The sequence below is a fragment of the Gellertiella sp. DMC107 genome (genome assembly GCF_056313605.1).
On the sequence record NZ_JBQUZZ010000007.1, the window covers coordinates 211,866 to 238,268 of the forward strand.

A 26,403-nucleotide genomic window follows, 5' to 3' on the forward strand; every position below is an offset into this window, starting at 1 on the left:
CCGTCCTGCGCGGTGCCGGACGGAAAGCCGCCCTCCCCCGCTCCCGGGACTTTCCTCAGCCCACCGCCCGCTCGGCGAGGATGCGGGGAATGCGGATCTGGAAGCGGCTGCCATTTCCCTCGCCATGGCTGGTGGCGCGGATCTCCCCGCCATGCAGCTCGACCAGCTTTTTCACGAGACCGAGGCCGATGCCCAGCCCGCCCTGCGCATAATCCAGATGATCGTCCACCTGCACGAAGGGGCGGAAGATCTTGGCCAGCGCATGGGAGGGCAGGCCAAGGCCATTGTCGCTGACGCTGACGGTGGCAAAGCCGCCGTCCTCACCGGTCGTGACCGCGATTTCCCCGCCTTCGGGCGTATATTTGGCGGCATTGTGCAGAAGATTCGAAATACATTGGGTGATGCGCACCAGATCGGCCTCCACCATGACCGGCCGGTCCGGCGGGGTGACGGAGAGATGGTGCCGGCGCGCATCGATGGCCGGCTGGGCGAATTCCACCGCCGCCGTCACCGCCTCCTGCAGGTCGAAGCGCTCCTTGCGCAGCTCGATCTTGCCCTGCGTGATGCGCGAAATGTCGAGAAGATCGTCCACCAGCCGGACCAGATGGGAGAGCTGCCCCTCCATGAGGCCGGTGATGCGGGCCGCCGCTTCCCGGTCCGGATTGCGGCCGAGGAGCTTCAGCCCGCCGTCGATGGAGGCGAGCGGATTGCGCAATTCATGGGCGAGGATCGCCAGGAATTCGTCCTTGCGCCGGTCCGCCTGCTTCAGGGCTTCCGCCTGCGCCTGCAGGATGTCGCGCTGGGTGGCGATCTCCTGCCGCTGCCGGTAGAGCTCGAAGAAGACATCGGTCTTGCTGCGCAGGATATCGGGCTCGATGGGCTTCTGGATGAAATCCACCGCACCCGCCTCATAGCCCTCGAAGCGGCGCTGAACCGCATGGCTTCCCGCCGTCACGAAGATGATCGGCACCCGCCGGCTGCGCTCGTTGCCCCGCATCAGCTCGGCGAGTTCGAAGCCGTTGAGGCCGGGCATCTGCACGTCGATCAGCGCCAGCGCCACGTCGTGCTTCAGAAGCAGTTCCAGCGCCTCGTCGCCGGACCGGGCCTTGAGCAGCAGCAGATCCTCGCGCCGCAGCAGCGCCTCCAGCGAGAGCAGGTTTTCGGGCAGGTCGTCGACGAGCAGGAAGGTAACCGGTTGCATTACTGTGTCATTCCTTGCAGATAGGCTTCAATGCCTTCCAGCGTCATGATGCGTGCTTCGGGGCAGAGCCGCGCGGCGGCCTCGGGCATGGCCGCGGCATAGGCCTCGCGCGGGTCCTGGACGATCGCCGTGCCGCCCGCATCGCACACGGCGCGCAGGCCGAGCGCCCCGTCCTGATTGGCCCCGGACAGGATGATGGCGGTCAGCGCCGCGCCCCAGGCATCCGCCCCGCTCTCCAGCGAAACATCGATGGAAGGCCGCGAGAAGAACACCAATTCCTCGTTGGACAGCGCGATCGTCCCTTCCCGCTCGATCAGCAGATGGTAGTCGGGTGGCGCGAAATAGATGGTGCCGGGGCGGATCGGCTCCTTGTCTTCGGGTTCCACGGCCCGCATCCGGCATTTCTGGTCGAAAATCGGCGCCATGACGCTCCTCCGGTCCGGCGGCACATGGACGATCACGATCACCGGCCGCGGGAAATCGGCGGGCAGGCCCGGAAGAATGGTCGACAGGGCTTCCACCGCACCGGCAGAAGCGCCGATCATGACCGCTGCGGGCGAGGGTGCCGTCATGGTCCGGTCCTCTGATAGATCTTTTCCTCCCGGACGAAATCGCGAAAGGCGGGCGCATGGGCGGAAAAGCGCAGCGTTTCCTTCGATCCCAGCCCGAGAAAGCCATTGCGCGGCAGGGAGTCGCGAAACAGCCCGATGGCGCGATCCTGCAGGTCGCGGTCGAAATAGATCATCACATTGCGGCAGGAAACCAGATGCATCTCGCCGAAAACGGAATCGGTGACCAGACTGTGATCGGAGAAGACCACCTGCCGCCGCAGGCTCTTGTCGAAGACGGCCCGTCCATAGCCCGTGTGATAATAATCGGACAGCGAGCTTCGGCCGCCGGAGCGGCGGTGATTTTCGGTGAAGAGGCGGATGCGTTCGAGATCGTAGATCCCGGCCTCGGCCCGGGCGAGCGCATCCTGATTGATGTCGGTGGCGTAGAAGATGGTGCGCTCCTCCAGCCCTTCCTCGCGGAAAAGGATGACGAAGGAATAGAGCTCCTCGCCGCTGCTGCATCCGGCAATCCAGACCTTCAGCGAGGGATAGGTGCGCAGGTGCGGCACCACCTTCTCGCGGATCGCCCGGAAATAGTCGGGATCGCGGAACATCTCGCTCACCTGCACGGTAAGATAGTCGAGCAGCTTCGGCAGCATGGCCGCATCGTGCAGCACCGCCTCCTGCAGCGCGGAAATGGTCGCAAAGCCCAGATGTCCGCAGGCCTGCCGCAGCCGCCGGCGGATCGAAGCCAGCGCATAATTGCGGAAATCATAGTGATAGCGGTGAAAGAGCGCCTCAAGCAGCAGGCGGATCTCGATATCCTCGACCGGATCGGCGGGCTCGGTCATTGGGGCATCCAGACCCGCACCAGGGAGAGCAGCTTCTCCACGTCGAGCGGCTTGGCCATGTAGTCGTTGGCCCCGGCCTCGATGCAGCGCTGCTGGTCGTCCGGCATGGCCTTGGCGGTGAGGGTGATGATGGGGATCTTCCGCAGATCCGGATTCTGGCGGATCTTGCGGGTGGCGGTCAGGCCATCCATGACCGGCATCATCACGTCCATCAGCACGAGATCGATGCGGGCATCGGTTGTTTCCCAGGAGGCCTGGAGCTTCTGCAAGGCCTCCTCGCCGTTGCGGGCGATCTCGACGATGGCGCCGCGCGGCTCCAGAATATTGGTGAGCGCATAGACATTGCGCACGTCGTCCTCGACCACGAGGATGCGCCGCCCCTCGAGAAGCGCATCCCGGTGGCGGGCGCGGCGGATCATCTTCTGCTGCTCGTCGGGCAGTTCCGACACGACCTGGTGCAGGAAGAGCGTCACCTCGTCCAGCAACCGTTCCGGCGATTTCGCCCCCTTGATGATGATCGACTTGGAATAGCGCCGCAGCCGCTGTTCCTCGTCGGCCGAGAGCACCCGGCCCGTATAGACGATGACCGGCGGGAAGGAATGGGCGGTATCCTGGCTGATCGTTTCGAGCAGCGAGTAGCCGGAAGCATCCGGCAGCGAGAGATCGAGCACCATGCAGTCGAAGGTCTGCTCCCGCAACAGCGACAGGCATTCCGCCGCCGTGCCTGCGCCGACCGTTTCCACGTCGTGGGAGGACAGGAGCTTCGTCACCGCCTCGCGCTGGACCTCGTTGTCCTCGACGATCAGCACCCGGCGCACGTTCTGGGAAAGCTTCGCCTCCAGCGTGTGGAGAATGTCCACGAGCTGCTCGCGGGTGACGGGCTTCAGCATGTATCCGATCGCACCGAGCGAGAAGGCCCGCTCGGAGAAGTCATTCGCCGAGACGATGTGGATCGGAATATGGCGGGTGCGCACGTCGCGCTTCAGCCGGTCGAGCACGGAAAGGCCCGACTGGTCCGGCAGGCCGACATCGAGGATGATGGCGCTCGGCATGAACTGCCGGGCGAGCGTCAGCGCCTCTTCCGCCGTATGGGCGACCAGCGCCCGGAACTTCATCTCGCGGGCAAGATCGCGCAGGATCATCGCAAAGGAATGGTCGTCCTCGATGATCAGGAGCGTGCGTTCGGGATCGCCGCCAAGCGCCCGGTCGTCCTCGACCAGCATGCCGCGCCGGACGGTGGGAACGGTGGCCACCGCCGGTTCGGCAACCGCCTGCGCCACGGCCTTTTCCCCGGCGGGGGCGGCCATCACCGGCCGCGGGGCGACCTTTTGCGGATCGAAGCGGAGCGGCAGCACGACCGTGAAGGTGCTGCCCTCCCCCGGCGCGCTCTGCAGGCGGATTTCACCGCCGAGAAGCCGCACCAGCTCGCGCGAGATCGACAGGCCGAGACCCGTGCCGCCATAGCGCCGGCTGATGGTGCCATCCGCCTGGTGGAAGGCCTCGAAGATCCGGCTCTGTTGCTCCGGCGAGATGCCGATGCCGGTATCCGTGACGGAAAAGGCGACATGCTCCCCGCCTGCCGGACGCACGGAGAGCGTTACCTGCCCCTTTTCGGTGAACTTGATCGCATTGGCGATCAGGTTCTTCAGCACCTGTTCCAGCCGCTGCGGGTCCGTTTCCATTCCCGGTTCCAGCTCCGGCGCTATCGCGATGGAGAAGGTCAGGCCGCGGTCGGTTGCCAGCGGGTCGAAGACCTGGCCGATGGCATTGGCGAGGCGTTCGATGGACACCGGTTCCGGCTTGATGTCCACATGGCCCGCCTCGATCTTCGAGAGGTCGAGGATGTCGTTGATGAGGTTGAGGAGATCATTGCCCGAGGACTGGATGGTCTGGGCATATTTGACCTGCTCCGGCGTGAGGTTCTCGTCGGGATTGTCGGCCAGAAGCCGGGCGAGGATCAGCGAGGAATTCAGCGGCGTGCGCAGCTCGTGCGACATGTTGGCGAGGAAATCGGACTTGTAGCGGCTCGCCTGCTCCAGCTCCCGCGCCTTGACCTCCATGGCGCCCTTGGCCCGTTCGAGATCGTCGCGCTGGCGCTCCAGTTCGCGGGCCTGCTCCTCGAGCTGGCTGTTGGTCTGTTCCAGCTCCACCTGCTGCTGTTCCAGCCGGACCTGGGATTCCTTCAGCGCCCGGCCCTGTTCTTCCAGCTCCTCGTTGGAGACGCGCAGCTCTTCGCCCTGCACCTGCAGCTCCTCGGTCTGGCGCTGCATGTCGACGAGCAGCGTCTGCAGCCTTGCGCGATATTCCGCCGAGCGGATAGCGGTGGCGATGATGGCGGAAGCCTGGTCCATCAGTTCCGCCACGGTGTCGTCGACCGCATCCAGATAGCCGAATTCCGCAAGCGCCACGACCTGGCCATCGGCAATGCCGGGCGAAATGAGGAGGTGGCGCGGCTTCTGCTGGCCGAAGGAGGAGCCGAAGGCGATGTAGCCATCGGGAATTTCCCCCACCCGCAGCGTGCGCCGCTCCGAAAGGGCATGGCCGAACAGGCCGTCCTTGTAACCGAGCCGCTCGGGAACGCCCGCCTGTTCGGGTATCCCGACGGTCGCCACCCGGCGGAAGCCGTTGCGGTCGTCGGCAAAGATCGCGCCGGCCACCGCGCCGGTATAATCGGCGATGAAGCGAAGGATCTTTTCGGCCACGGCCTCCGTCGTCTGGTCGCCGAGGGCAGCCGCGTTCAGGCCGGCCTTGGCCTTCTGCATCCATTCCTCGCGCCGCCGGGCCAGCGTCGAACGCCGCAGCAGCATGCCGATGCCGATGGTCAGCAACAGGCCGAAAAAGCCCGAGAGCAGGCTGGTGGCGAGCGCCGTCGCATAGCCATTGCGCATTTCGGCGAGCCGCAGGCCGCGCTTGCGCAGCTCCTCGTTGCGGATATCGGCAATTTCGGCCCGGATCGCATCCATGTCTTCCCGGCCCTTGCCGGAGCTGACGATGGCGATGGCCGCTTCGAGGCCCTTCTCATCCCGGGCCCTTATCGTGGAGGTGAGTTCCTCGAGCTTGGAGCGGATCAGCTGCTGCAGCTCCGCAAAGCGCGGCAGCTGGGCGGGATCGTCGCCGATCAGGCCCTTCACCTCCGCGAGCCTTGGGCTGAGCTGGTCGGTGGCCTTCCGGTAGGGATCGAGATAGCGGCTGTTGCCGGTAAGCAGGAAGCCTCTCTGTCCCGTCTCCGCATCCTGGATATCCGACAGCAACTGGTCGATGCCCACGATGACCTTGTGGGTCTGGATGACGCCGTCATTGTTGTCGCGCAGCCGCTGCGTCGTATAGACCGCCAGCAGCGTGCTGAGGATAAAGAAGGCGAAGACACCCGAAAGGCTGATCGCAACGATGGGATCGAGACCGAGCCTTCGTTTGGAAGACGCCACCGCTGCTGTCTGTTTCATCTCTTCTCCGAGAATTCCGGGGCCGACCTGTCTCGGCGCCTTCGGTAAGGGTGCTTGTTCTGTTCGTGCCGGCGGCGGGCAAGGCCCCGATGAAAGCCCCGCCCCGTTCCCCTGCCCCCGCGCAACCGGCCGGACGGCCGTCATCGCCCGGGAACCGGGTTTCTCCAACCCGCCATAACGCCCCCGGATACGGCTGGTTCCGCCTGAGCGAAAATAAATTGTCCGCCCCGTTAAGAGATGCGCCGCCCGCGGGAACAATCCGCCGCTTCCGGACGTAATGCCGGGACCGGCACACGCCCGCTTGCCGGCCAACCCAGCATGGACCCGTCCCGATGCCCAGCACGAAGACCTATGAAATTCTCTTCAGCCCCGTTCTGCGCCGCACCTATGCCGAGATCACCGCAGACCGGATTTCCATGACCGCCGCGGGCGTGACCTATTACATCCTGCTCGCCTCCTTTCCGGCGCTCGGGGTGCTGGTCGCGCTTTACGGCCTCTTCACCGAGCCTTCCGACCTCGCCGCCCAGATCCACGTGCTCGCTCCCGTGCTGCCCCCCGGGGCGCTCGACATGGTGGAAACGCAGCTGGACGATCTTGCCGGCAAGGAGGCCGGGGCCCTTTCGATAACCGTGATCATCGGTTTCCTCGCCGCGCTCTGGAGCGCGATCAGCGGGGTGAAGGCGGTCTTCGAGGCGCTCAACATCGCCTATGACGAGACAGAGACGCGCTCCTTCCTGCATCTCAACCTGCTCGCGCTCGGCTTCACGCTCGGCACGATGCTGGTCGGGCTGATCGTCCTTCTCGGGATGGGGATCGTGCCGGCGCTGCTCGCCTTTCTGCATCTCGACGGCTTTACGGACCGGCTGGTACGGCTTGCCCCCTGGCCGGTGATCACGCTGATGGTGCTGGCGGAAATCCTGTTGCTCTACCGCTACGGACCGAGCCGGGAGCCGCTGGCCTTCGGGCGCATCCTGCGCGGCGCGGTTCTCGCCACGCTCTGCTGGCTGGTCGCCTCGGCGGGCTTTTCCTACTATCTCGGCCATTTCGCCAATTACAACGCCACCTACGGCGCGCTCGGCGCGCTGATCGGCCTTCTCATCTGGCTCTGGCTTTCGGTCTTCATCCTCCTGTCCGGCGCCGAATACAACAAGGAGCGGGACCGGGAGAAAAAAGCCTGACCCCCCAATGCATTCGCCCCCCTTTCCGGTCTGGAAAGGGGGGCGGGAGGTCGTGACGATCAGAAGGGGGCAAGCGGATCAGAGGCCCGCCGAAGGGCTCCGGTTTTCCGGGGTGGCCCCGAGATCGCGGAAGCTGCGGCTTTCCTCGATGATGCGGTCGCGGGCCTGGTCATGCAGCTCGTCGGCCATTGTGACGGCCTTGTCATAGACATCGCCGGCCACCTTCTTACCCTGATCCATCAGCGCGGCGGACCGTTCGCCGAGATCGTCCTTCACCGCATCGGCGGCTTCGCCCATCAGCTGGTCCTCACGCTCCGTGTGCGGAAGCGCGGCCCCGATGGCCGCACCGGCCGCAAAGGCCAGCGCACCGCCGACCAGCGGCTGGTCGCGGAAGGTCTTGAGGATCATGTCGTTCAGCCGGCCGGCCTGATCCTGAGCGCCCGACAGGGCGGACGAGGAGGTGGAGCCGATGCTGGACCCCATGCCGGAAAGGCTTCTGGTCACGCTGTCCACCATGCCGCTTGCCGTTTCCCGGGCGGAGGCCCAGGTATCGGCAGCCCAGCCGAGCGCATCGTCGAAGAGCGCGCCCGTCTCGTCCCGGATATCGGTGATGCGGCGACCGGTGGCATCGGCAAAGCCGCGGAAGACGCTGCCCGCCTCGTCCATGTAATCGCCGGCCCGGCGACCGGTTTCGTCGGTCAGCGCGCGGAAGCGCTTGCCGCCCGTGTCCTCGAAATGGGCGTAATGGCGGCCGTTCTCCATCTTCGGCGGACCGGTGCGGCGCACGTTCCCGCTGACCGTGGCGAGCGGGTAATCGAGCGGCGCGCGGTCGGGCCGCGGATTGTCCATCCGGGGCGCCGTATGGCCGGACCCGGCCATCAGCCAGGCGATGCTGACGCCCATCAGGGCCAGCGGCAGGGGATTGGCCTTCACGGCGCCCCCGAGATTGCCGATATATTCGGCGCCGCCGCTGTGCTTCAGATAGCCGAGCGCTTCGTCGATCAGCTGGCCGGGGGTCAGCTTTTCCTGGATGGCGGAGAGTTTCTCGCCGATCCGCTCCCGGTCATGTTCGATCTCGCGCTCGATGTCGGCGGAGGATTTTTCCGTGTCGTAGCTCATGACAATTTCTCCTTTACGACTTCGGCGTCACGGCGAAGCGAGCGCCCGGTCCTGTCGAGCGAAAGATCGGTCCCGCGCAGGATGGACAGGCCGCGCGACATGGACATCCAGGCCGCGAGTGCGACGATGACGCCCACGATCACCGCTGCCAGCGAATGGGCGCCGGCATCGGTAAAGCCCTGGGCGACCAGGAAGGCGGCAAGGCCGCTGACGAGGGCTGACAGCAGCACGCCGATGGCCCCGATGGCGAGCACCATGCCCGCCACCAGCATTTCGATGCCGCCGACGGCGAAGGTGAATTTTTCCGAGGCCTCCCGCTTGGCAAGGTCGATTTCCTTGCGGAACAGGCTGGAGAGATCCCCGACAAGGCCGGAGAGCAGCTCTCCGAGGGGACGATTATCGCTGCTGGACATGGTTGCTGCCCTCATGGCTGGTGGTGGAATTATAGGTCTGGCCCGTGGAAGGCCGGTCGGTCGACTGACCCTCGGCGCTGCCGCCGAGGGCGACACGGCCGGGCGGATAGGGGTTGGGGGCCGAGGGGCTCAGGGTCGGCGTATCGCTCGCCGCCGCAGGACGGTCGGGCGAGGTGCCGAGCCCCGTGCCGCCGATGCCCGTGGCCTCGGCCCCGCCCGCCGGACGGGCGCTGGCCGGCGCGGAGGGGCCGGTCGAGGGCTGGAAGGTGCCGGTCCGGTTCGCCGGGGCCGAGGGGGCCGGGGTGATCGTCCGGTTGATGCTGTCGGCGCTTTTCGGCGCGGGCGAGGAGGCGGAAGCCCCGCTGCCCGCCGCTTCCGGCGAAAGCCGCCCCGCCATGGGATTGGCGGAGGTGTTCACGCCGGCGCCACGGGCGTCGGCGGTTGCCGTCTGCCGGCTGGCGGAGGCGGTGACGAAACGGCTGGCGGCGAGACCGGCCAGCGCGGCCAGTCCGAGGAAGGCCACGGGCTGGCGACGGCCGAAATCCTCGGCCATCGACATCACCTCGCCCATGTCGCGGTTTTTCAGGTCGGTGGCGAGCCGTCGGGTACTGGAGCCCAGATCGCGGGCATAGCGCCCGACGGTGGCATGATCGCCGCTCTTCAGTTCGCCGCCGACCTTCTCCAGCGCCTCGGCTACGCCGGCGAGCTGGTCGGCCACGATGTTCTTCTTCTCCGCCGCCATTTCGGCGGACGTATCGAGCGCCTTCGAAGCGCCGGCCTTGGCCGCTTCCTTGATTTCGCTGAAGTCCTGGGCGGCCTTGTCCTGCAAGTCGCTGAAACGGGCGGACTGGGGGTCGCTGCCCATGCCGGATGCGCGTCCCGTCTGTCCGTCCCGGATCTGGTCTGGATAATCGGTCATGTGATGTCTCCCGGTTCTCGTGCGCGGCTGCCATGTGCAGCGTGCCGTTTTGATAATCGCGGGAGGCCGACAAAGTTCCCTTCTCCGGCTCAGGAACCGGTGCTTCCTGCACGAAACGGAAGCGGAAGGGGGCGGAGAGACGGAAAAGAACCATCTCCCCTTCAAAAAACCGGCGGCGTCGCCGCGCCGCCGGTTCGAGGCTCGAAAGCCGGGCTCAGCGCGACCCGGAGCGGGCGGCGAGCGTTTTTCGATAGTCTTCCACGGGCAATCCGCCGATGCCCCAGTCTTCCATCTCCACCTCGTCGATGACGACGAAGGTGGTGGCGGGATTCTTGTCGAGGACGCGGACCAGCAGGTCCGTCACCCCGGAAATCAGCTCGGCCTTCTGCGCGGGCGTCACGCCCTCGCGCGTGATCTTGATGTTCACATAGGGCATGTCAGGCATCCCTCTCGGTGAAATGGAACACTTTCGAAATGACCTGCCAGCGCCCGTCGATGAAGATCAGGGTGAGGAAGTCGATGAAATCGCGGTTGCCGATGCTGCATTTGAGGCTCACCCGTGCCGTGACCGGTCCGGCGAACTCGACGGAAACGAACTCGTCGTTGCGGGCTTCCCCCCGGGAGGCGGGCGAGGGCCGCTTGTCGACCACGTCGAAATAGGTGTCCATGTCCCGATAGAGCAGCGTGCCATCGCTGACGCAGACATACTGGGCCTGCGGATGGAAGACGCGGCGGAGCCGGGCCGTATCGGAATAATGCAGCCCGTCGAAATAGGTCTTCACCACGTCCAGGATGGCATCAAGGGCGGTTTTGTCTGACATGGTCACGCAAGTCCTTCTGCATGCAGGGATTTCTGGACGCTCGGCCGCGCCGCGACCCGGCTCATGAAGCCGGCCAGCTTCGGCCAGGCGGACAGGTCGATCCCCGTAAAATTGGCCCAGTTCACCACCACAAAAGCATAAGCATCGGCAATGGTGAAGTCCCGGCCGGTCAGAAAGGCGCGCCCGTCCGCCAGACGGTCTTCCAGCCAGCCGAGCTTTGCCGTCACCGCCTTGCGGGCCGAGGCCTTGGCGGCGTCATCGGAGGCCGGGTTGAACAGCGGACCGAAGGCCACATGCAGTTCCGTGCCGGTGAAGTTCAGCACTTCGGAAACGCGGGCCCTCGCCATCGTGCCGGTTTCCGGCGCCAGATCGCGGCGGCCCTTGCGGTCGGCCACGAATTGCAGGATCGCCGGACCTTCCGTCAGCACGTCGCCGTCGATCTCGAGGGCCGGCACCTTTCCCTTGCCGTTGATGCGGAGGTAATCCGCCCCCGAGGCGGTGCGCTTTGCGGTCGTGTCCACCGCTTCGATGGCAAAGGGATCGCCAAGCTCGTTCAGGACGATGTGGGAGGCGAGCGAGCAGGCGCCCGGCTTGTAATACAGCTTCATGGAAAGCTCCTTGATGTTTGCGTTGCGAAGCCACCCTAGCGGCGCAGTCACCTTAAGTAATCAGGAAACTTGAAGTGCCCGACAGAATGGAGTATCCTGGCGGTAACCAGAGCATTCCGGGAAAGGCATGGTCGCCGGCTTTCCGTCGATCCCTGCAAAGAAACAAAGCATTAGCGCCCGTCCGGCTATCCCCCTTGCGGACCCGGCAGGCACGAGGAAAGGCCAGAGCTCCATGCCGCTGAAGCGACGCAAGAACCGCACGCCAACCCCGCTTTGCCCGCTCTCGGAATGCATGGCGGTTCTCGGCGGTGCCTGGACGCCCAATATCCTCTGGTATCTCTCGGAAGGTCCGCGACGGTTTTCGGAGCTGCGGTCCGACATTCCGCTCGTCTCCGCCAAGGTCCTGACCCAGCGGCTGCGGGAACTGGAGGATCGCGGTGTCATCGGCCGGAACGTGATGCCGACCTCGCCGCCTTCGGTGGAATATGTGCTGACGGAGCATGGGCAGGAATTTCTGCCGGCGATCCGCGCCATTGTCGATGTGGGGTATCGCCTGAAGCAGAAGCAGAAGGGCGGCCTGACGCCGCCCGAGCCGGTTGTCGAGAGGCCGGGCAGCCAGCCCGGCTGACGGAAGGGCGCGGCCTGCCTCAGCGGAGGCTCGGCCCGTCCACGCGGATGCTCTGCTCCATGGCCATGCACTGGTCGTAGATGAAGACATCGAAGGCGGACAGGCGATCCCGCCATTTGGGTGCGAGGTCGGCCACGCAGCGCACCGTCACGCGGTCGATGAAATTGTCGAAGACCGCCCAGGGATTGGTCTGGTCCTTCGTCTGCATGCCCTCGCCGGGGGTCGTTTCCCCGAGCGCCTTGGCGGCCGCGCCGTGCAGGTCGGTCATGAAGGCGAGTTGCTGCTCCACGTCGGCGCGGGTGCCGGCCCGGCCCACATGGCCGGCAAGCAGGTGCTTGTAGTCATATTTGCCGTTCAGGGCGGAGACGAGAGCGAAGACGCCGGGAATATCATGGGCAATCGCCATGCGCCGCCACATCATCCAGCCCGGAAACACCACGTCGACCAGCATCAGCGTGCCGCTCCCGGCGTGCCAGATCTCGATATTGCCCGGCTCGTGATTGGGGCCGGAATAGTTGAGCTGAAGCGTCTGGCCGCCCGCTTCCAGCCGGAAAGGCTTGTCGATGCCATCGAAGATGCGGGTGGGCAGCGGCCGGTTGGGATCGGCGGCGCGGGCCAGAATGTCCCGGGTTTCCCGATGGGCGACGATCTCCACCTTCGGATAGGCGGCGACGATCGCGGCCGCGCTGCCGATATGGTCCACATGGGCGTGGCTGTAGATGAGATGGGTCACCGGCCGGCCCGGCGCGATCTCGTCCACCGCCTTGAGAATCATGTCACCGAGCGGTGGCGGCGCATCGGCCAGAATGACGCCATCGGCGGTCACGAGCACCATCATCTGGTAGACGCCGTTGGTGACCATATGGGCGCCCTGGCCGAAATTCTCGATCCGGTACCCCTTGGTCTTGTCGATGTCGGGGCCGAGGCCGGAGCCGAGAACCGTGTCATAGGTCTCGTTCCGGGTCATGGGCGGCGCAATGTCGCCGGCGCCGGGATAGGCCAGGTAATCGCCCGCAAGGGCGGTGGTGGCCTGAAGCAGGATCAGGCCAGCGAGAAGGGTGTTTTTCATCATCGGTTCCTTTCGTCGAACGGACGGCTCGCGCCGTGCGCCGATCTTGATAGCGGACCGATCACCTTAGGTAACTTGGAAACTTAATGTGCGCAGCAGAATGCGGTATCCGGGCGGTAACCGCCCGAAAAGGCCACAAACGGCAGGCCGCGGCCCGTGCCTTCCGGCTGGAAACCGGAAAGGGGGCGCGGCCCTGCCCGTTCGAGACGAGACGTTCGCTCAGGCGGTTTCCGCCGTCTCCCGCACGTCGTCCAGCAGGAAATGCAGCACCAGATAGCGGGTGGTGTAATGTTTGCCGCTGTCGGCCACGCCCTCCTCCGTGCCGCCATCGGCGGGATGGACGGCGTGGTAATGGGGATTGTTGGCAATGAGAGTGATTGCCTTGCCCGCATGGCGGCCCGAAAGGCGATAGCGGGCTTCGGCCAGCGGCCAGAGCCGGGTGCAGACCTCTTCCGGCAGGCGTACCCGCAGGGCCTTGCGATGGATCACGTCCCGATCGCCGCTCTCCTCGCGCAGCGCGTGGGGAATGTCGAGCGTGACTTCCTCGGCTTGATCGATGACGAATTGGAATTCTTCCGGCCACATGCGTCGCATTGCTGTTCCTCCCGGGCCTCTCTCGGCCTCGCAAAGAAGCTTAGCGCCTTGGCGGGGGGAATCAATCCTTCAGGATCAGCGATGCACCACCGCAAACCGGGCCTTCGGCCCGCGGCCCTGCATGCGGTCCAGCTCCTGCCGGAACCAGCGGCTCAGCGCCTCCAGCGCCGGCTCGGAGCGGCGGCTTTCCTTGATGCAGAGATGGTAATCCTCGTGGGTGGCAATGCTGGTTTCGTCCATCCGCTCGATTCGGCCGGCCTCCAGATCCTCCTCGACGAGGAAATCCGGCAGGAGGGCCGCGCCCAGTCCCTGCCGCACCATCTGCAGGGCCGTGACGTAATGGGAAGCCTGAAGCCAGCGACCGCCCGGCGGGGCAATATCGCCCTTGCCGCTTTCCTGGCCGTAGGTCTGCCAGTCCAGCCCCACCGTGCCCGGCTTGAGGTCGGTGGTGATCAGCGGCAGGGCGGCAAGCTTCGCGCCGACGGGGGCCACCGGCACCAGACGTTCGGCCCACAGGAACTGGGCATGATAGCCCCGGTCGCGCGGCAAGGTGGTCACGAAGGCATCGCCCACCGCATCCGTCAGCTCCGGATCCGTGGCATACATCACGATCTGCAGGTCGATCAGCGGATGGGCGGCATAGAAGCGGTCGAGCCGCGGCACCAGCCAGGCGGAGGTGAAACTGCTGCAGACGGCAAGCCGGATGCGGTCGCGCGTGCCGCCGATGGCCCCGGCCAGCGACCGCTCGATCTCGGCAAAGGCAGGCTGCAGCTTGCGCGCCAGGTTGCGCCCCGCCGGCGTGAGCTCGATCCCCCTGCCCCGCTTCTGCACCAGCCGTTCGCCGACAATTTCCGACAGGAGGCGAAGCTGGTGGCTGACCGCACTCTGGGTCACGCCCAGCTCCTGCGCCGCTGCGGCAACCGACAGGTGCCGCGAAACGGATTCGAACGTGTGCAGCGCACGCAGATTGTGCCGGCTATCCATTGCCTGTCGCCTTGTCATGAGCCGTGAGCGGGATTGCACCCGCCCCCCTGGGCGGCCGCTCGCCGGAGAAGTCTAGAGCGAAACAAACTATAATGAAACACTAGAGTATCTAATCACTTCTATTCGACATTTCTTGTCGAGCGCCGGGCCGCCGCCGGGGCGACCCGGTTTGCTCTCTTACTCGCTGTCGCCCACCGTTTTCCAGGCAAGCGCTCCCACGACCGCCCCGATCACGGGCGCGACCCAGAACAGCCAGAGCTGCTGCAGCGCCCAGCCGCCGGCAAACAGCGCCTGGCTGGTGGACCGGGCCGGATTGACCGAGGTGTTGGTGACCGGAATGGAGATCAGGTGGATCAGCGTCAGCGCAAGACCGATGGCAATCGCCGCGAAGCCCGCCGGAACCCGCTGATGGGTGGACCCGAGAATGATGAACAGGAAGAAGCCCGTGAGAATGGCTTCCGTCAGCAGGCAGGCCGCCAGCGAATAGCCGCCTGGCGAGTGCTCGCCGTAGCCATTGGCGGCAAAGCCGCCGATTTCAGCGCCTGTCTTGCCCGTGACGATGACGTAAAGCGCGCCAGCCGCCAGGATCGCGCCCGCCAGCTGCGCGAGAATGTAGCCCACCAGCTGTCCCGCCGGAAAGCGTCCCGCAACCGCCAGACCGACCGAGACGGCCGGATTGAAGTGCCCGCCCGAAATGCCGCCCACCGTATAGGCCATGGTCAGCACCGTCAGGCCGAAGGCGAGCGAGACGCCTGCAAAACCGATGCCCAGATCCGGAAAGGCGGCGGCCAGAAGCGCGCTGCCGCAGCCGCCGAAGACCAGCCAGAATGTACCGAGCAGCTCCGCTGCCAGTTTGTTTTTCATGATGTTCCCCCTGTCCCTCAGGCGCAAACGCCCGGCTTCATGCCCCCGGACCCCGGCTCGAGAGCGTGCAGCAGGGACGGGATGTCGCTTTGTCGCATAGGTGCGAATGGGATAAACAATGAAAAAAACATGTTATGGTTGAGACAATTTCATTTTTAGCCAGAAAATTTCACGTCCGCGCGCGCGCCCGGCAGCGCCTCGACACCGGCGGAATTTCCGGCATCCCCTTGTAAATGCTTCCTTTTCGGAAAACGCCCGGTCATTGCCGCCTCTCCTCCGTCGCTCCGCATCCGCCTCGGAGGCGCGCCACCCGCCTGTTGCGAAAGCGGTAGACGGGCATTTTGCCCGGGTCTAAATCTCGACTGGAAACAAAAGCCCGCTTCGTTCTCCGCAGGAGATGCGAAGGTCTGCGGCAGGAGGGAGACAGGGACGATGAACAGGATAGGACTTGTTGCAGGCTTGGCCCTTGCGTCGCTCGCGGCGTCCTGCACCACGCGGCCGGAACCGTTGCCCGCCTTGCCCGCACCCGTGACACCCGCCGTGGCAGGGCCCGCAGACCCCGGCGAGACCTGCCGCACCGCCGTGGCGGCTACAGCCAACCGGCCGATCGGCGATACGTCCGTGCTGAAAGCCGAAGCGTCGCGGGCGGGGGCCGGCGTGCGCATCGGCCTGAAGGGCGCCGAACGGCCCTGGCTTTGCATTCTCGGCCCCGACGGTGCGGTGAAGAACGTGATGTATATGGGAGAAGGCTGATGCGCCGCCGCGATTTTCTGCTTGCCTCCGGTCTGGTACTGCCAAGCCTTGCTCCAGCCGCCCCGGCGCTGGCCAAACAGGTGATGAAATTCGCGGAAGAACTGAAGAACGGCGAGTTCAACTGGTTTCCCGAGCGTTCGCCGACCGGCCCGGTGCTGGTGGTGGTGTCGATCCCCGAACAGCGCGTGCATGTCTATCGCAACGGCATCCGCATCGGCGCCTCCAGTTGCTCCACCGGCAAGAAGGGCCATGAGACGCCGACCGGCGTCTTCACCATCCTGCAGAAGGACAAGTTTCACCGCTCCAAGACCTATGACGACGCGCCCATGCCGAACATGAACCGGCTGACTTGGGACGGGATTGCCCTGCATGCGGGCAATCTGCCGGGCTATCCGGCCTCCCATGGCTGCGTTCGGCTGCCCATGGAGTTTTCGGAGCTGCTCTTCGGCATCACCCAGCTGGGCATGACGGTCATTCTCGCCGACGACACATCCTTCCCGCCCGCCATTGCCCATCCGGGCCTGATGCTGGATGACAGCACGCTCGGCACCTACAGGGCCGCCGAAACCAGCGTTCTCAAGCGGGAATACATGCGCCGGAGCGATGCGCCCGACCGGATTACCGGCATTGTCGTCAGCGGCGCGGATCGCCGCATGTCCGTGCTGGAAAACGGCCGCGAGGTGGCACAGGGCGACATTCGCTTCAAGGGCAAGCCCGCCCCGCTCGGCGAAAGGGTTTTCACGCTGGCCGGGGCCGATTTCGCCGCCGGCAACCTGCACTGGGTCAAAACCGACATTGCCCGGCAGGAGCCGAAATCCGGCGCCAGCTTTGCGGCTGAGCCCAAGGTGGTGGCCGCCCTGCAGGACCGGATTCATCTCGGCATGACGCTGATGATGACCGACCAGCCGGCAAGCGCGGTCACCCGCTCCGCTCCGGGCTTCACGGTCATCTCTACCTGACACCGGACCCCTCCGCTTCCGCCCGCGCCTCCAGCGCCTTCAGCATGGGAACGAGACTGAAAGCGCCCTTTTCCGCCTTGGCCGTCAGGTTGCGCAGATAGCCTCCCGGCGAGCGGATCTGCTCGGCCCTTTCGAGGATCATGGCGATGACCGCCGCCGCCTGCTGACGGCCGAGCGCTTCTTCCGCCTTCTTCCAGGCATCGGGCGAAATGCCCAGCATCGATCGCACCAGCCCCGCCACCCGAAGGAACGCCTCCGCACTCTCGATGACCCCGCCGGGCGCATAATCCGCCAGGCTGGGGCAGGCCCGGAGCAAGCGTTCGAGCGAGACGCCCAGCCCCTTTCTTTCCAGAACAGGAATACTATCCTTTGCGGCCTCGCTCTCCTCGCTCCGCCTCTCTATAACTTCTTTGCCGTTTAATTCAGAGGGAAGGTCTGTATTTGAAATCTGAATATGGCGCTCGTTCTGGTGATCATTGGCGCTCATTTCTTCGGAAGAAAGGCTTGAGAGATAAGCGTTTTCCACCTCGAGCCGCAAATCGGCAAGCGCGGTCAGGCGGGCCTCGAGTTCTGGGGCGCTGTCCCGGCGGCGAAGGCGGGGGGCGCAGAGCGCGAAGCGATGGGCAAAGCCTTCCCAGTCCCCTTCCCTGCCCTCTTCCAGCGCCGTGGCGATGATGCGGGCAATGTCGCGCTGCTCGAGCGTGATCTCGGTTCGAAGCGCCTTCTCGCGGCGCATCCCGGCGCGGGCTTCCTCCGCCCTCGCCTCGATTTCGGTGGCGCGCAGGGCAAGCGGGGCCAGATCGAAGCCGAAGGCATCCGCCTGCTGGCCCGTTTCGTCCTTGACCTGGTAGCGCTTGCCGTTCGGGCTGTCGCGCCGGATCAGGAAACCGCAGTCGGAAAGCTGGGCGAGATGCCGGCGCAGGGTCGCCGGCGCCATGCCTCGCGCCCGGGCAGACAGCGCCCGGTTGGAGGGGAAGACCACCAGCGGCTGGCGGCCATCCAGCATGCGGCCCGGAACGAAGGACAGCAGCGCGTCGAGAACCGCCAACGCTCGGTCACCCAGCCCATAGGCAAACCGCGCCTCGGTCAGCGCGGACAGCAGCGCGAACTTGTCGGCTCGCCCGTCATCGTTGCGGCCGGACCCCTGCTTCAGCTCCGCCTGCCGTTCGGCCACGGATTTTTGCAGCAGGGCTGTATGCGCAGAAAAGCGTCCGCCGCCGAATGGCGTCGTCAATCGTGTTTCCATCCCCTTGTCCTCTCGTCGACGAGGAAAGCGGGACCTCTGACAGGGCGCACAACTCCAGCGACGCGAAGCACCCTTCCGGTGATTTGCGTCTTGTCTCTCCGTTCCGCCGGTTTTCCGGTCGGAACGCCAGCCTTTGCATCGACCGCGCAAGTCGCGGAAAAGGCAAAGAAATTCGTCTTCGGCGAACAAACGATTCGCCGAGCACTTGACTTCAAGAGACGGAAGTGATTCCTTGTAATTGCTACGTTACAGGGGCTTCCGGAGCGGAAACGCTTTGGAGGTCCTTTTTTCTTGTCTCTGGTTCCTCTTCCTTCGATATTGCACTGTCACCCCCCGCCCCTTCCGGGTGCGGGACGATCTGTCATGTCGCCTGGGCGTCTTTTCCGTGACGCTCGAAGAGCGTGACAAGCTCTTCCTCCAGCGCCTGGAGAAAGGCCGGCGACACGGCCCGTTCGAACACGATCGTGGTTCCCTTGCCCTTGTCCCGGGGCTCGATGCGGGCCAGGAGCCGGCCGTCGCGGCCGTTCAGCGCCCGCACCGGCTTTTCCGCCCGCGCCTTCGGCGCCGTCAGCCGGTTGAACACCCGCAGGAAGCGCTCGTCGCTGTCGAGGCCCGGAAAATCGGGCGCGTGGGTTTCGTCCGTGGCCTTCTCGAAATCGGCGCCGTTGTCCCGATCAAACAGGTCCGCCAGCGCCAGCCAGCGGTTGCGACCGGTCTTCGGCGCGGGACCGATCCGGTAGATGACGGGATAGGGCACCGTTTCGGCCACCCGCATCAGGCGGGACATTTCGTCCTTCTTAAGCCCGCCCAGCGCCTCACCGATCAGCTTGCGGGAAATCCCCCGTTCGGAAAGGGCGCGGGCAAACAGCGCCCGCTCGATGAAGCTCAGATTGCGGCGCTCGGCATTTTCCTTGCCCTGCGCCAGGATCAGCTCGTCATCGGACAGCGGCCGCACCAGCGCCTGCACGGGAAGCCCGAGCTGGCGGGCGGCCTTGAGGCGCCGATGGCCATAGGCCACCTGGTAGCGCCCCGTCTCTCCGGGAACCGGACGCACGAGAATGGGCACCTGCTGGCCATTCTCGCGAATGCTCTCCAGCAGCGCGTCGAATTCCGTATCCTCGTGTCCCGTCCAGTCGAGACGGTCATTCACGAAACTGCCGATGATCTCCGCCGGGTCGAGCGCCACGACCCGGTCACCGTTCTCCAGAGCCTCACGGAGCGCCCTCGCCTCTTCCGCCTCGCGGGTGATGGAGGAGAGCGACAGACCCATGGCCTTGACCGCGCCCGAGGTGGCGCGCTGCGGCTCGGATAGGCCTTCCGCGGACACCGCGGATTTGGTTTCCGGCGCGCGGGCCATCGGCGCGGCGGCCGGCGGCGTGACCCGCGCGACGTCGGCGGAGAACAGTTCCTTCAGCGAATTCTTCCGGTCGCGTCCTGCCATCCTCAACGCCTCCAGGCGGCATGGATCAGCGCCTCGACTTCCGCATTCACGGCTTCGAGGGATTCCATGGCGCGATCATAGGTGCCGCGGGAAAAGTTTTCGCGGCCGACTTCGTAAAGGGTCTGCTTGGTCAGGCCCGCATCGGAAATCGCGGTCGACTTGACCATCGGCGCCGTCAGCACCCGTTCGCCGAACAGCGAGCGCAGGAAGCCGACGATCTGCGCCTGCGGCCCGTCATGCGGCTCGAAGCGGGTGACGAGGTAGCGCAGGAAATCGAAGTTCAGCTGCCCGCCCGCCTCGCGCACCACGCCGAGCAGATCCGACGTCATGAACAGGAACTGGCTCATCGAGGCGACGTCGAGCATCTGCGGATGCACCGTCACCAGCACCGACGTGGAGGCGCAGAGTGCCGAGAGCGTGAGATAGCCGAGCTGCGGCGGGCAATCGATGACGACCACGTCATAGTCGCCGGCCACGGAGGCCAGCGCCGCCTGCACCCGGGTGAAGAACAGCTTTTCCGTTTCGCCGGCGCGGCGGGCGGCAAGCGCCCGCGGCGTCGAATGCTCGAATTCCTGCAGTTCGAGATTGCCCGGCACCAGATCCAGCCCGTGGAAATAGGTCTTGCGGATGATCTCCTTCAGCGGCCGCGCCTCGCCATCATAGCGGATCGCGCCATAGATCGTGTCATTGCCCGAGAGATCGAGTTCCGGCTGGTAGCCGAAGAGCGCCGAGAGCGAGGCCTGCGGATCGAGATCGATCGCCAGCACCCGGTGGCCGGTCATGGCGAGGTGCTGGGCGAGATGCACCGACGACGTGGTCTTGCCCGAGCCGCCCTTGAAGTTGGTGACCGAAATGACCTGCAGATGTTCGCCCGCGCTTTCGTCGCGCCATTTCACATAGGCGCGCGCCTTGGCGACATTGCCCTTCGCCCGTGCCTGCTCTGCCAGATGCTGGCGCAGCGCATCGATATCGGCGAGCGAATAGGACCGCCGCCCGCCGGGGCCGATATCGGGCTGGGGCCCCTCCCCCGCCAGCGAGAGCTGGCGCAGATAGCCGTCGGACACACCGATCAGCCGCGCCGCTTCGACGGAGGAAAAGCTGCGCAACGTCTTCTGCGAGGCCGGCGGGAACAGCCGCTCCCGCATGGCCTTCAATTGCAGCGACAATGCCTGCGCATCTTCCGCGATGGTCACATCGGCGGGGCGCTCGTTCTGGGCCTCCGGGGCCTCGATCCTGTTCGATGGCAATGCCATCCCTCACTCCATTCTCCGGACGCACCCTGGCGCCCTTGCAAAAAGCTGATGACCCGTCTCTTCATGAAGCGGTGGGGTTACGCCGGCCTTGCGACCTACAGACGATGGGACCACTTACGCGAAATTGTGGGTCTAAGCTCGAAATTGCGTAAACGTTGGCGAAGATGCCGAGTCGCGTCAAGTGTTTTTGGGTTAACAAAACCTTAACAGAGCCCGGAAACCGGGGCTTTTGCGCAGACTCAGGGGACTGCCGGCAGGAGAGTCGACGCGGTTGACAGCTGTCAACCGGCGGAAGGCGCTTTTCCACCAAAGGAATCGGCTGCGCAACCGCAGAGAGTCCCGGCCGAACCGGCGAGTCGCCGGGAGCAACGGACGGTTGACAGCTGTCAACCGTCTCTCTGGCCTGTCAACAGTAACCTTTGCGGCGCTTGGCGCGGTGCCAGCGCTGCAGGCGTTCTTCCGCGGCGGCAAGGGTCGGAAAGGTTTCGCAGCGCGACTGGCCATGGGTGCCGATCCGCCCCCAGCGGCGGATGAGGAGGGGCGCACCGAACAGATCCCGCTCGACGCTGAGCATGTAGAAGCGGCGCATGTTGCGGGCCGGGTCCAGCCGCTGCAGATGAAAGTGAAGTCGGTTCTCGTCCATGAACCGAGAAGACCACCGAGCGCGCGACGGGTCCAATGAGAGTTTTGAATCGGTTGGCGGCAACCGATTCACGGGCGTGATCGGTGGGCAAAACAAAAGCCGCCGCCCGGAGCAAACCGGGCGGCGGCTTTCGGGTGAGGGCGCCAGACTCAGAACCGCTTGGCAGCCCGCAGCTTTCCACCGACAGACAGGTCGCCTTCCTCGGCGAGCGTAAAGAGCGTGCCCGCCTCCAGCGTCCAGTCGTCGGCCGTTTCGAGGGAAACGCCGGCGGTGACCATGCCGAAGGCTCCCGAGCCGTCGAGGCCGGCATAGCCTGCCGTCACACCCAGCTTCGGCGTCAGCTTCGAACCGTCCTCCAGGGTGAAGGAGCGGGCGATTTCCGTCCCGAGGCTGACGCGGAACTGGTTCTCGTCAAAGCCGGGAACCGCCACTTCGGTGCCGGATGCATCGCGCACCGTGTAGTCGTCGACGGATTCGGAGAAGTAGACGATACGGAGCTTGGGGGACACGGTCAGGCCGTTTTCCATCATCCATTCGCCTTCCAGCGAGGTATCGGCCATCCAGCGGGTCGTGTCGAAACTGCCGTCCCACATGGCCGTGTCGATGTCGTTGGACGAACCGCCATAGCGCAGGCTCGCATTCCAGAAGATGTTCCGGGCAAGCTCGATGGAGGCGTAGGGACCGGCCATCCAGCCATTGCCCGTCAGCTCCGCATCCGCATCGACGGGATCCGTCATCCGGTCGATATGCAGCGACAGGCCGAGAAGGGCGCGGTCGGTGACGAGGTAATCCGCCCCCAGGCTGACCATCGCGAAGCTGCCCCAGCGGTTTTCGATCTCCTCGCGGGTGTGGAGAAGGAAGGTGGTGTCGATCCAGACGTTGAAGGGAGAGGGCTCCGCCCCGTCCACGCCGTCCGCCCGGTCCCGGGCCGCCTCGATCTGGTTGAGGCTTGTGGAGAAGCTGGCCGTCATGCCGCCGTCGGACGGTGTCATCCGTGCCGTGACCGGATCGGTCGCTTCACCCAGACGCCGGCGGTCGGCGAGGCTCGGCACCTTGATCGTATTGGCAATCAGGTTCTGGCGGGTGGCGACGAAATCCCGCACGAGGCCGTCAATATCCTCCGCCACCTTCACCGGATCATGGGTGATGCGATAGGTGACCGTGCCGATATTGGAAGGACCGGTTATGCCGATCAGGCGGTAGCGCACGCGCACCTCGCCGGTGAAAGCCGGATCGGGCACGAATTTCAGATACCATCCCGCCGGCGGAGCGGCCGCACCAGCCTGGGCCAGTTCGCCGCGCACGATGCTGGCCGTGCCGGAATCGGGCGGCGTGACATCGACAATTTCGGCACCGGTGAAGGGCCCGCCGGTGGCGCCGCGATTGAGGTAGACATTCGGCGGGCTGGAGCCGGCGGTGACCTCGATGACGACATCCGGAACGGTCGTCTTCACGGGCTTGACCTCCAGCGTATAGGCCGCCGCGCCGGTCGCTCCGGTGCGGTCGGTCACGCCAATGCTGAAGGTATAGCGACCGGGCACCGCATCCGCAGCGAGCGGGCCGGTCAGCTCCCCGGTCGAGATATTCAGCACCAGTCCCTTGGGCAGGGTTCCCGAGGCGAGACTGTAAAGCAGCGGTGCGGTGCCGCCGGTCGCGGTGATCGACTGGCGGTAATCGCTGCCCACCATGGCGGCAGGCAGAGCCCCGGCGGCCGGCGTGAAGACATAGGTGACCCGCGCCGGCTGGATGCGGATCGTATAGCTGGCGGACACGGTGCTGTTGACCGAATCCGTCGCCGTAACGGTGAAGGAGAAATCGCCCGCCGCCGAGGGCGTGCCGGTGATCGCGCCCGAGGAGGCGTTCAACGCCAGCCCGCCGGGCAGGGCACCGCCGGTGATGGCATAGCCGATGGCGCCGGTGCCCCCGCTGGCAGAGATGGAGCGGTCTGCATAGACCGTGCCCACCGTGCCGGCGGCAAGCGCCGAGCCGGATGCCGGGGTGATCCCGATCGTGCCGGGCCGCACCGTCACAGTGACCTGATCGGCTGCGGCACTGTTCTGCACACCGTCATTGACGAGAAGGCTGAAGGTCAGCACTTCGGCCGGTGCGCCGGAGGCCACCGCCGGCGCGGTGAAGCTCGGCTGCGCGGCGGAGGCGCTGGAGAGGGTGACGGCAGGGCCGGCGGTCTGGGTCCAGCTGTAGGTGAGGGGCTGGCTTTCCGGATCGGTGGAGCCGGTGCCGTTCAGCGTGACCGACGCGGCCGATGGGACCGTCTGGTCCGGACCGGCATTGGCGGTCGGAGCCAAATTGCCCGCGGGGCTTACGGTAATGGAGACCGTATCGGCCGCCGCGCTGTTCTGCACGCCGTCATTTACCCGCAGGCTGAAGGTGAGGGTGACAGGCGAACCATTCGAAGCTACCGCCGGCGCGGTGAAGCTCGGCTGGGCGGCGGAGGCGCTGGACAGCGTGACGGCAGGGCCGGCGGTTTGCGTCCAGGTGTAGGAGAGCGGCTGGCTTTCCGGGTCGGTAGAGCCGGTGCCGTTCAGCGTGACCGACGCGGCCGACGGGACCGTCTGGTCCGGACCGGCATTGGCGGTCGGGGCCGCGTTGCCCGCAGGGCTTACGGTGATGGCGACCGTATCGGCCGCCGCGCTGTTCTGCACGCCGTCATTCACCCGCAGGCTGAAGGTCAGGGTGACAGGCGAAGCATTCCACGCCACCGTCGGCGCGGTGAAGGTCGGCTGGGCCGTTGTGGTGCTGGAAAGCGTGACGGCAGGGCCGGCGGTTTGCGTCCAGGTGTAGGTGAGGGGCTGGCTTTCCGGATCGGTGGAACCCGTGCCGTTCAGGGTAACGGCAGCGGCCGAGGCAACCGTCTGGTCCGGACCGGCATTGGCGGTCGGAGCCAAATTGCCCGCGGGGCTTACGGTGATGGAGACCGTATCGGCCGCCGCGCTGTTCTGGACGCCGTCATTCACCCGCAGGCTGAAGGTCAGCGTCACGGCCGGGGCGTTCCAGGCAACCGTCGGCGCGGTGAAGGTCGGCTGGGCCGTTGTGGTGCTGGAAAGCGTGACGGCAGGGCCGGCGGTCTGCGTCCAGCTGTAAGTGAGCGTCTGCGCTTCGGGATCGGTGGAGCCGGTACCGTCGAGGGTTACCGATGCCGCCGTGGCGACGGTCTGGTCAGGGCCGGCATTGGCGGTCGGGGCCTGATTGGCGGCCGGATTGACGGTGATCGAGACCGTATCCGCCGCGCCACTGTTCTGCACGCCATCATTGACGGTTAGACTGAAGGTCAGCGTCACAGCCGGGGCGTTCCAGGCAACCGTCGGCGCGGTGAAGGTCGGCTGCGCGGCGGTCGTGCTGGACAGCGTCACGGCCGGGCCGGCGGTCTGCGTCCAGCTGTAAGTGAGCGTCTGCGCTTCGGGATCGGTGGAGCCGGTTGCATCGAGCGCGACGGAGGCGGCGGAGGCGACCGTCTGGTCAGGACCCGCATTGGCGGTCGGCGCAACATTGCCCGCAGGGCTTACGGTGATCGAGACCGTATCTGCCGCCGCGCTGTTCTGGACGCCATCATTGACGGTGAGGCTGAAGGTCAGCGTCACGGCCGGGGCGTTCCAGGCAACCGTCGGTGCGGTGAAGGTCGGCTGGGCCGTTGTGCTGCTGGACAGCGTGACGGCAGGGCCGGCAGTCTGCGTCCAGCTGTAAGTGAGCGTCTGCGCTTCCGGATCGGTAGACCCGGTACCGTCGAGGGTCACCGATGCCGCCGTGGCAACCGTCTGGTCCGGGCCTGCATTGGCGGTCGGGGCCTGATTGGCCGCTGGATTGACGGTGATCGAGACCGTATCCGCCGCCGCACTGTTCTGCACACCATCGTTGACGGTGAGGCTGAAAGTCAGCGTCACGGCCGAAGCATTCCACGCCACGGTCGGCGCGGTGAAGGTCGGCTGCGCAGCCGAAGCATTGGAGAGCGTAACCGCAGGGCCGGCGGTCTGCGTCCAGCTATAGGTCAGCGTCTGCGCTTCCGGATCGGTGGAGCCGGTACCGTTGAGCGTGACCGACGCCGCCGAGGCGACCGTCTGGTCCGGGCCGGCATTGGCGGTCGGGGCCTGATTGGCGGCCGGGTTGACGGTGATGGACACCGTATCTGCGGCGGCGCTGTTCTGGACCCCGTCATTCACCCGCAGGCTGAAGGTCAGCGTCACGGCCGAAGCATTCCACGCCACGGTCGGCGCGGTGAAGGTCGGCTGCGCAGCCGACGCATTGGAGAGCGTCACGGCCGGTCCGGCGGTCTGCGTCCAGCTATAGGTGAGCGTCTGCGCTTCCGGATCGGTCGAGCCGGTGCCATTGAGCGTGACCGATGCCGCCGAGGCGACCGTCTGGTCGGGTCCGGCATTGGCGGTCGGGGCCTGATTGGCGGCCGGGTTGACGGTGATGGACACCGTATCTGCGGCGGCGCTGTTCTGGACCCCGTCATTCACCCGCAGGCTGAAGGTGAGGGTAACGGGCGAAGCATTCCACGCCACGGTCGGCGCGGTGAAGGTCGGCTGGGCAGCCGAGGCATTGGAGAGAGTAACCGCAGGGCCAGCGGTCTGCGTCCAGGTGTAGGTGAGCGTCTGGGCTTCCGGATCGGTAGAACCGGTGCCGTTGAGCGTGACCGATGCCGCCGAGGCAACCGTCTGGTCCGGACCGGCATTGGCGGTCGGGGCCTGATTGGCCGCAGGATTCACGGTGATCGAGACCGTATCTGCGGTGGCACTGTTCTGGGCGCCGTCATTCACCCGCAGGCTGAAGGTGAGGGTAACGGGCGAAGCATTCCACGCCACGGTCGGCGCGGTGAAGGTCGGCTGGGCAGCCGAGGCATTGGAGAG

The 26,403-nt window shown here is 65.7% G+C and carries 23 protein-coding genes; 4 read left to right on the top strand and 19 right to left on the bottom strand.

The features are described 5' to 3' along the window. Positions 1 to 55 precede the first annotated feature (55 nt). The 4 genes from ACT54B_RS20590 to ACT54B_RS20605 are packed head-to-tail and all read right to left on the bottom strand — an operon-like array spanning position 56 to position 6,046. Entirely contained in the window at positions 56 to 1,201 is a 1,146-nt protein-coding gene (locus ACT54B_RS20590) for a hybrid sensor histidine kinase/response regulator (RefSeq protein WP_476047707.1), read from the bottom strand. After that, complete coding sequence (locus ACT54B_RS20595) at positions 1,201 to 1,773, bottom strand: chemotaxis protein CheB (RefSeq protein WP_476047709.1); 573 nt, start codon at positions 1,771 to 1,773, stop codon at positions 1,201 to 1,203. The genes ACT54B_RS20590 and ACT54B_RS20595 overlap by 1 nt, the downstream gene beginning before the upstream one ends. After that, the gene (locus tag ACT54B_RS20600; protein WP_476047710.1) at positions 1,770 to 2,603 is read right to left on the bottom strand and encodes a CheR family methyltransferase; all 834 of its coding nucleotides are present in this window, start codon (positions 2,601 to 2,603) and stop codon (positions 1,770 to 1,772) included. The genes ACT54B_RS20595 and ACT54B_RS20600 overlap by 4 nt, the downstream gene beginning before the upstream one ends. After that, complete coding sequence (locus tag ACT54B_RS20605) at positions 2,600 to 6,046, bottom strand: response regulator (protein ID WP_476047712.1); 3,447 nt, start codon at positions 6,044 to 6,046, stop codon at positions 2,600 to 2,602. Before ACT54B_RS20605 ends, ACT54B_RS20600 begins: the two co-directional genes overlap by 4 nt. A 332-nt stretch (positions 6,047 to 6,378) precedes the next feature. Between ACT54B_RS20605 and ACT54B_RS20610 the strand changes: the two genes are divergently transcribed. Next, positions 6,379 to 7,224: a YihY/virulence factor BrkB family protein gene (locus ACT54B_RS20610; protein WP_476047714.1), complete on the top strand. Its 846-nt coding sequence runs from the start codon at positions 6,379 to 6,381 to the stop codon at positions 7,222 to 7,224. A gap of 78 nt (positions 7,225 to 7,302) precedes the next feature. On the opposite strand, the gene ACT54B_RS20615 is transcribed toward ACT54B_RS20610, so the two are convergent. From ACT54B_RS20615 to gstA, 6 genes are all read right to left on the bottom strand, one after another. Then, positions 7,303 to 8,343 carry a DUF3618 domain-containing protein gene (locus ACT54B_RS20615; protein WP_476047716.1) on the bottom strand — a complete coding sequence of 347 codons (1,041 nt, stop codon included), beginning with the start codon at positions 8,341 to 8,343 and terminating at the stop codon, positions 7,303 to 7,305. After that, complete coding sequence (locus ACT54B_RS20620; RefSeq protein ID WP_476047718.1) at positions 8,340 to 8,756, bottom strand: phage holin family protein; 417 nt, start codon at positions 8,754 to 8,756, stop codon at positions 8,340 to 8,342. Before ACT54B_RS20620 ends, ACT54B_RS20615 begins: the two co-directional genes overlap by 4 nt. Then, the gene (locus ACT54B_RS20625; protein ID WP_476047720.1) at positions 8,740 to 9,675 is read right to left on the bottom strand and encodes a hypothetical protein; all 936 of its coding nucleotides are present in this window, start codon (positions 9,673 to 9,675) and stop codon (positions 8,740 to 8,742) included. Before ACT54B_RS20625 ends, ACT54B_RS20620 begins: the two co-directional genes overlap by 17 nt. A gap of 214 nt (positions 9,676 to 9,889) precedes the next feature. After that, positions 9,890 to 10,111: a tautomerase family protein gene (locus tag ACT54B_RS20630; protein WP_476047721.1), complete on the bottom strand. Its 222-nt coding sequence runs from the start codon at positions 10,109 to 10,111 to the stop codon at positions 9,890 to 9,892. A gap of 1 nt (position 10,112) precedes the next feature. Next, positions 10,113 to 10,496, bottom strand: coding sequence for a nuclear transport factor 2 family protein (locus ACT54B_RS20635; RefSeq protein ID WP_476047723.1), 384 nt, complete (start codon positions 10,494 to 10,496; stop codon positions 10,113 to 10,115). Between the two features lie 2 nt (positions 10,497 to 10,498). Beyond that, the gene (gene gstA / locus ACT54B_RS20640; RefSeq protein ID WP_476047725.1) at positions 10,499 to 11,104 is read right to left on the bottom strand and encodes a glutathione transferase GstA; all 606 of its coding nucleotides are present in this window, start codon (positions 11,102 to 11,104) and stop codon (positions 10,499 to 10,501) included. A gap of 232 nt (positions 11,105 to 11,336) precedes the next feature. Here gstA and ACT54B_RS20645 point away from each other — a divergent pair, with 232 nt between their 5' ends. Further along, complete coding sequence (locus tag ACT54B_RS20645; RefSeq protein WP_476047727.1) at positions 11,337 to 11,732, top strand: winged helix-turn-helix transcriptional regulator; 396 nt, start codon at positions 11,337 to 11,339, stop codon at positions 11,730 to 11,732. 19 nt (positions 11,733 to 11,751) lie between these two features. Here ACT54B_RS20645 and ACT54B_RS20650 read toward each other — a convergent pair whose 3' ends face one another. From ACT54B_RS20650 to aqpZ, 4 genes are all read right to left on the bottom strand, one after another. Then, entirely contained in the window at positions 11,752 to 12,801 is a 1,050-nt protein-coding gene (locus tag ACT54B_RS20650; protein ID WP_476047729.1) for an MBL fold metallo-hydrolase, read from the bottom strand. 219 nt (positions 12,802 to 13,020) lie between these two features. Further along, a complete protein-coding gene (locus ACT54B_RS20655; protein ID WP_476047757.1) occupies positions 13,021 to 13,386 on the bottom strand; it encodes a hypothetical protein in 366 nt (121 codons plus the stop codon). Between the two features lie 84 nt (positions 13,387 to 13,470). Beyond that, positions 13,471 to 14,379: a LysR family transcriptional regulator gene (locus ACT54B_RS20660; protein ID WP_476047730.1), complete on the bottom strand. Its 909-nt coding sequence runs from the start codon at positions 14,377 to 14,379 to the stop codon at positions 13,471 to 13,473. Between the two features lie 177 nt (positions 14,380 to 14,556). Further along, on the bottom strand, positions 14,557 to 15,243 hold the full coding sequence (aqpZ, locus tag ACT54B_RS20665) for an aquaporin Z (RefSeq protein WP_476047732.1): 687 nt from the start codon (positions 15,241 to 15,243) through the stop codon (positions 14,557 to 14,559). Between the two features lie 432 nt (positions 15,244 to 15,675). Between aqpZ and ACT54B_RS20670 the strand changes: the two genes are divergently transcribed. Further along, the gene (locus ACT54B_RS20670; protein WP_476047733.1) at positions 15,676 to 15,996 is read left to right on the top strand and encodes a hypothetical protein; all 321 of its coding nucleotides are present in this window, start codon (positions 15,676 to 15,678) and stop codon (positions 15,994 to 15,996) included. Then, entirely contained in the window at positions 15,996 to 16,955 is a 960-nt protein-coding gene (locus tag ACT54B_RS20675; protein ID WP_476047735.1) for a L,D-transpeptidase, read from the top strand. Before ACT54B_RS20670 ends, ACT54B_RS20675 begins: the two co-directional genes overlap by 1 nt. Here the strand turns inward: ACT54B_RS20675 and repC are convergent. From repC to ACT54B_RS20700, 5 genes are all read right to left on the bottom strand, one after another. Next, positions 16,948 to 18,201, bottom strand: coding sequence for a plasmid replication protein RepC (repC, locus tag ACT54B_RS20680; RefSeq protein WP_476047736.1), 1,254 nt, complete (start codon positions 18,199 to 18,201; stop codon positions 16,948 to 16,950). The two genes, ACT54B_RS20675 and repC, sit on opposite strands and share 8 nt — an antisense overlap. 361 nt (positions 18,202 to 18,562) lie before the next feature. Beyond that, positions 18,563 to 19,642, bottom strand: a complete 1,080-nt coding sequence (gene repB, locus ACT54B_RS20685) for a plasmid partitioning protein RepB (RefSeq protein ID WP_476047738.1) — start codon at positions 19,640 to 19,642, stop codon at positions 18,563 to 18,565. Between the two features lie 2 nt (positions 19,643 to 19,644). Beyond that, entirely contained in the window at positions 19,645 to 20,895 is a 1,251-nt protein-coding gene (gene repA, locus ACT54B_RS20690; RefSeq protein ID WP_476047740.1) for a plasmid partitioning protein RepA, read from the bottom strand. A 406-nt stretch (positions 20,896 to 21,301) separates the two neighbouring features. Beyond that, the gene (locus tag ACT54B_RS20695; RefSeq protein WP_476047742.1) at positions 21,302 to 21,538 is read right to left on the bottom strand and encodes a WGR domain-containing protein; all 237 of its coding nucleotides are present in this window, start codon (positions 21,536 to 21,538) and stop codon (positions 21,302 to 21,304) included. A 149-nt stretch (positions 21,539 to 21,687) separates the two neighbouring features. Next, the coding region (locus ACT54B_RS20700) for a PKD domain-containing protein (protein WP_476047743.1) at positions 21,688 to 26,403 on the bottom strand (4,716 nt) is incomplete at its 5' end.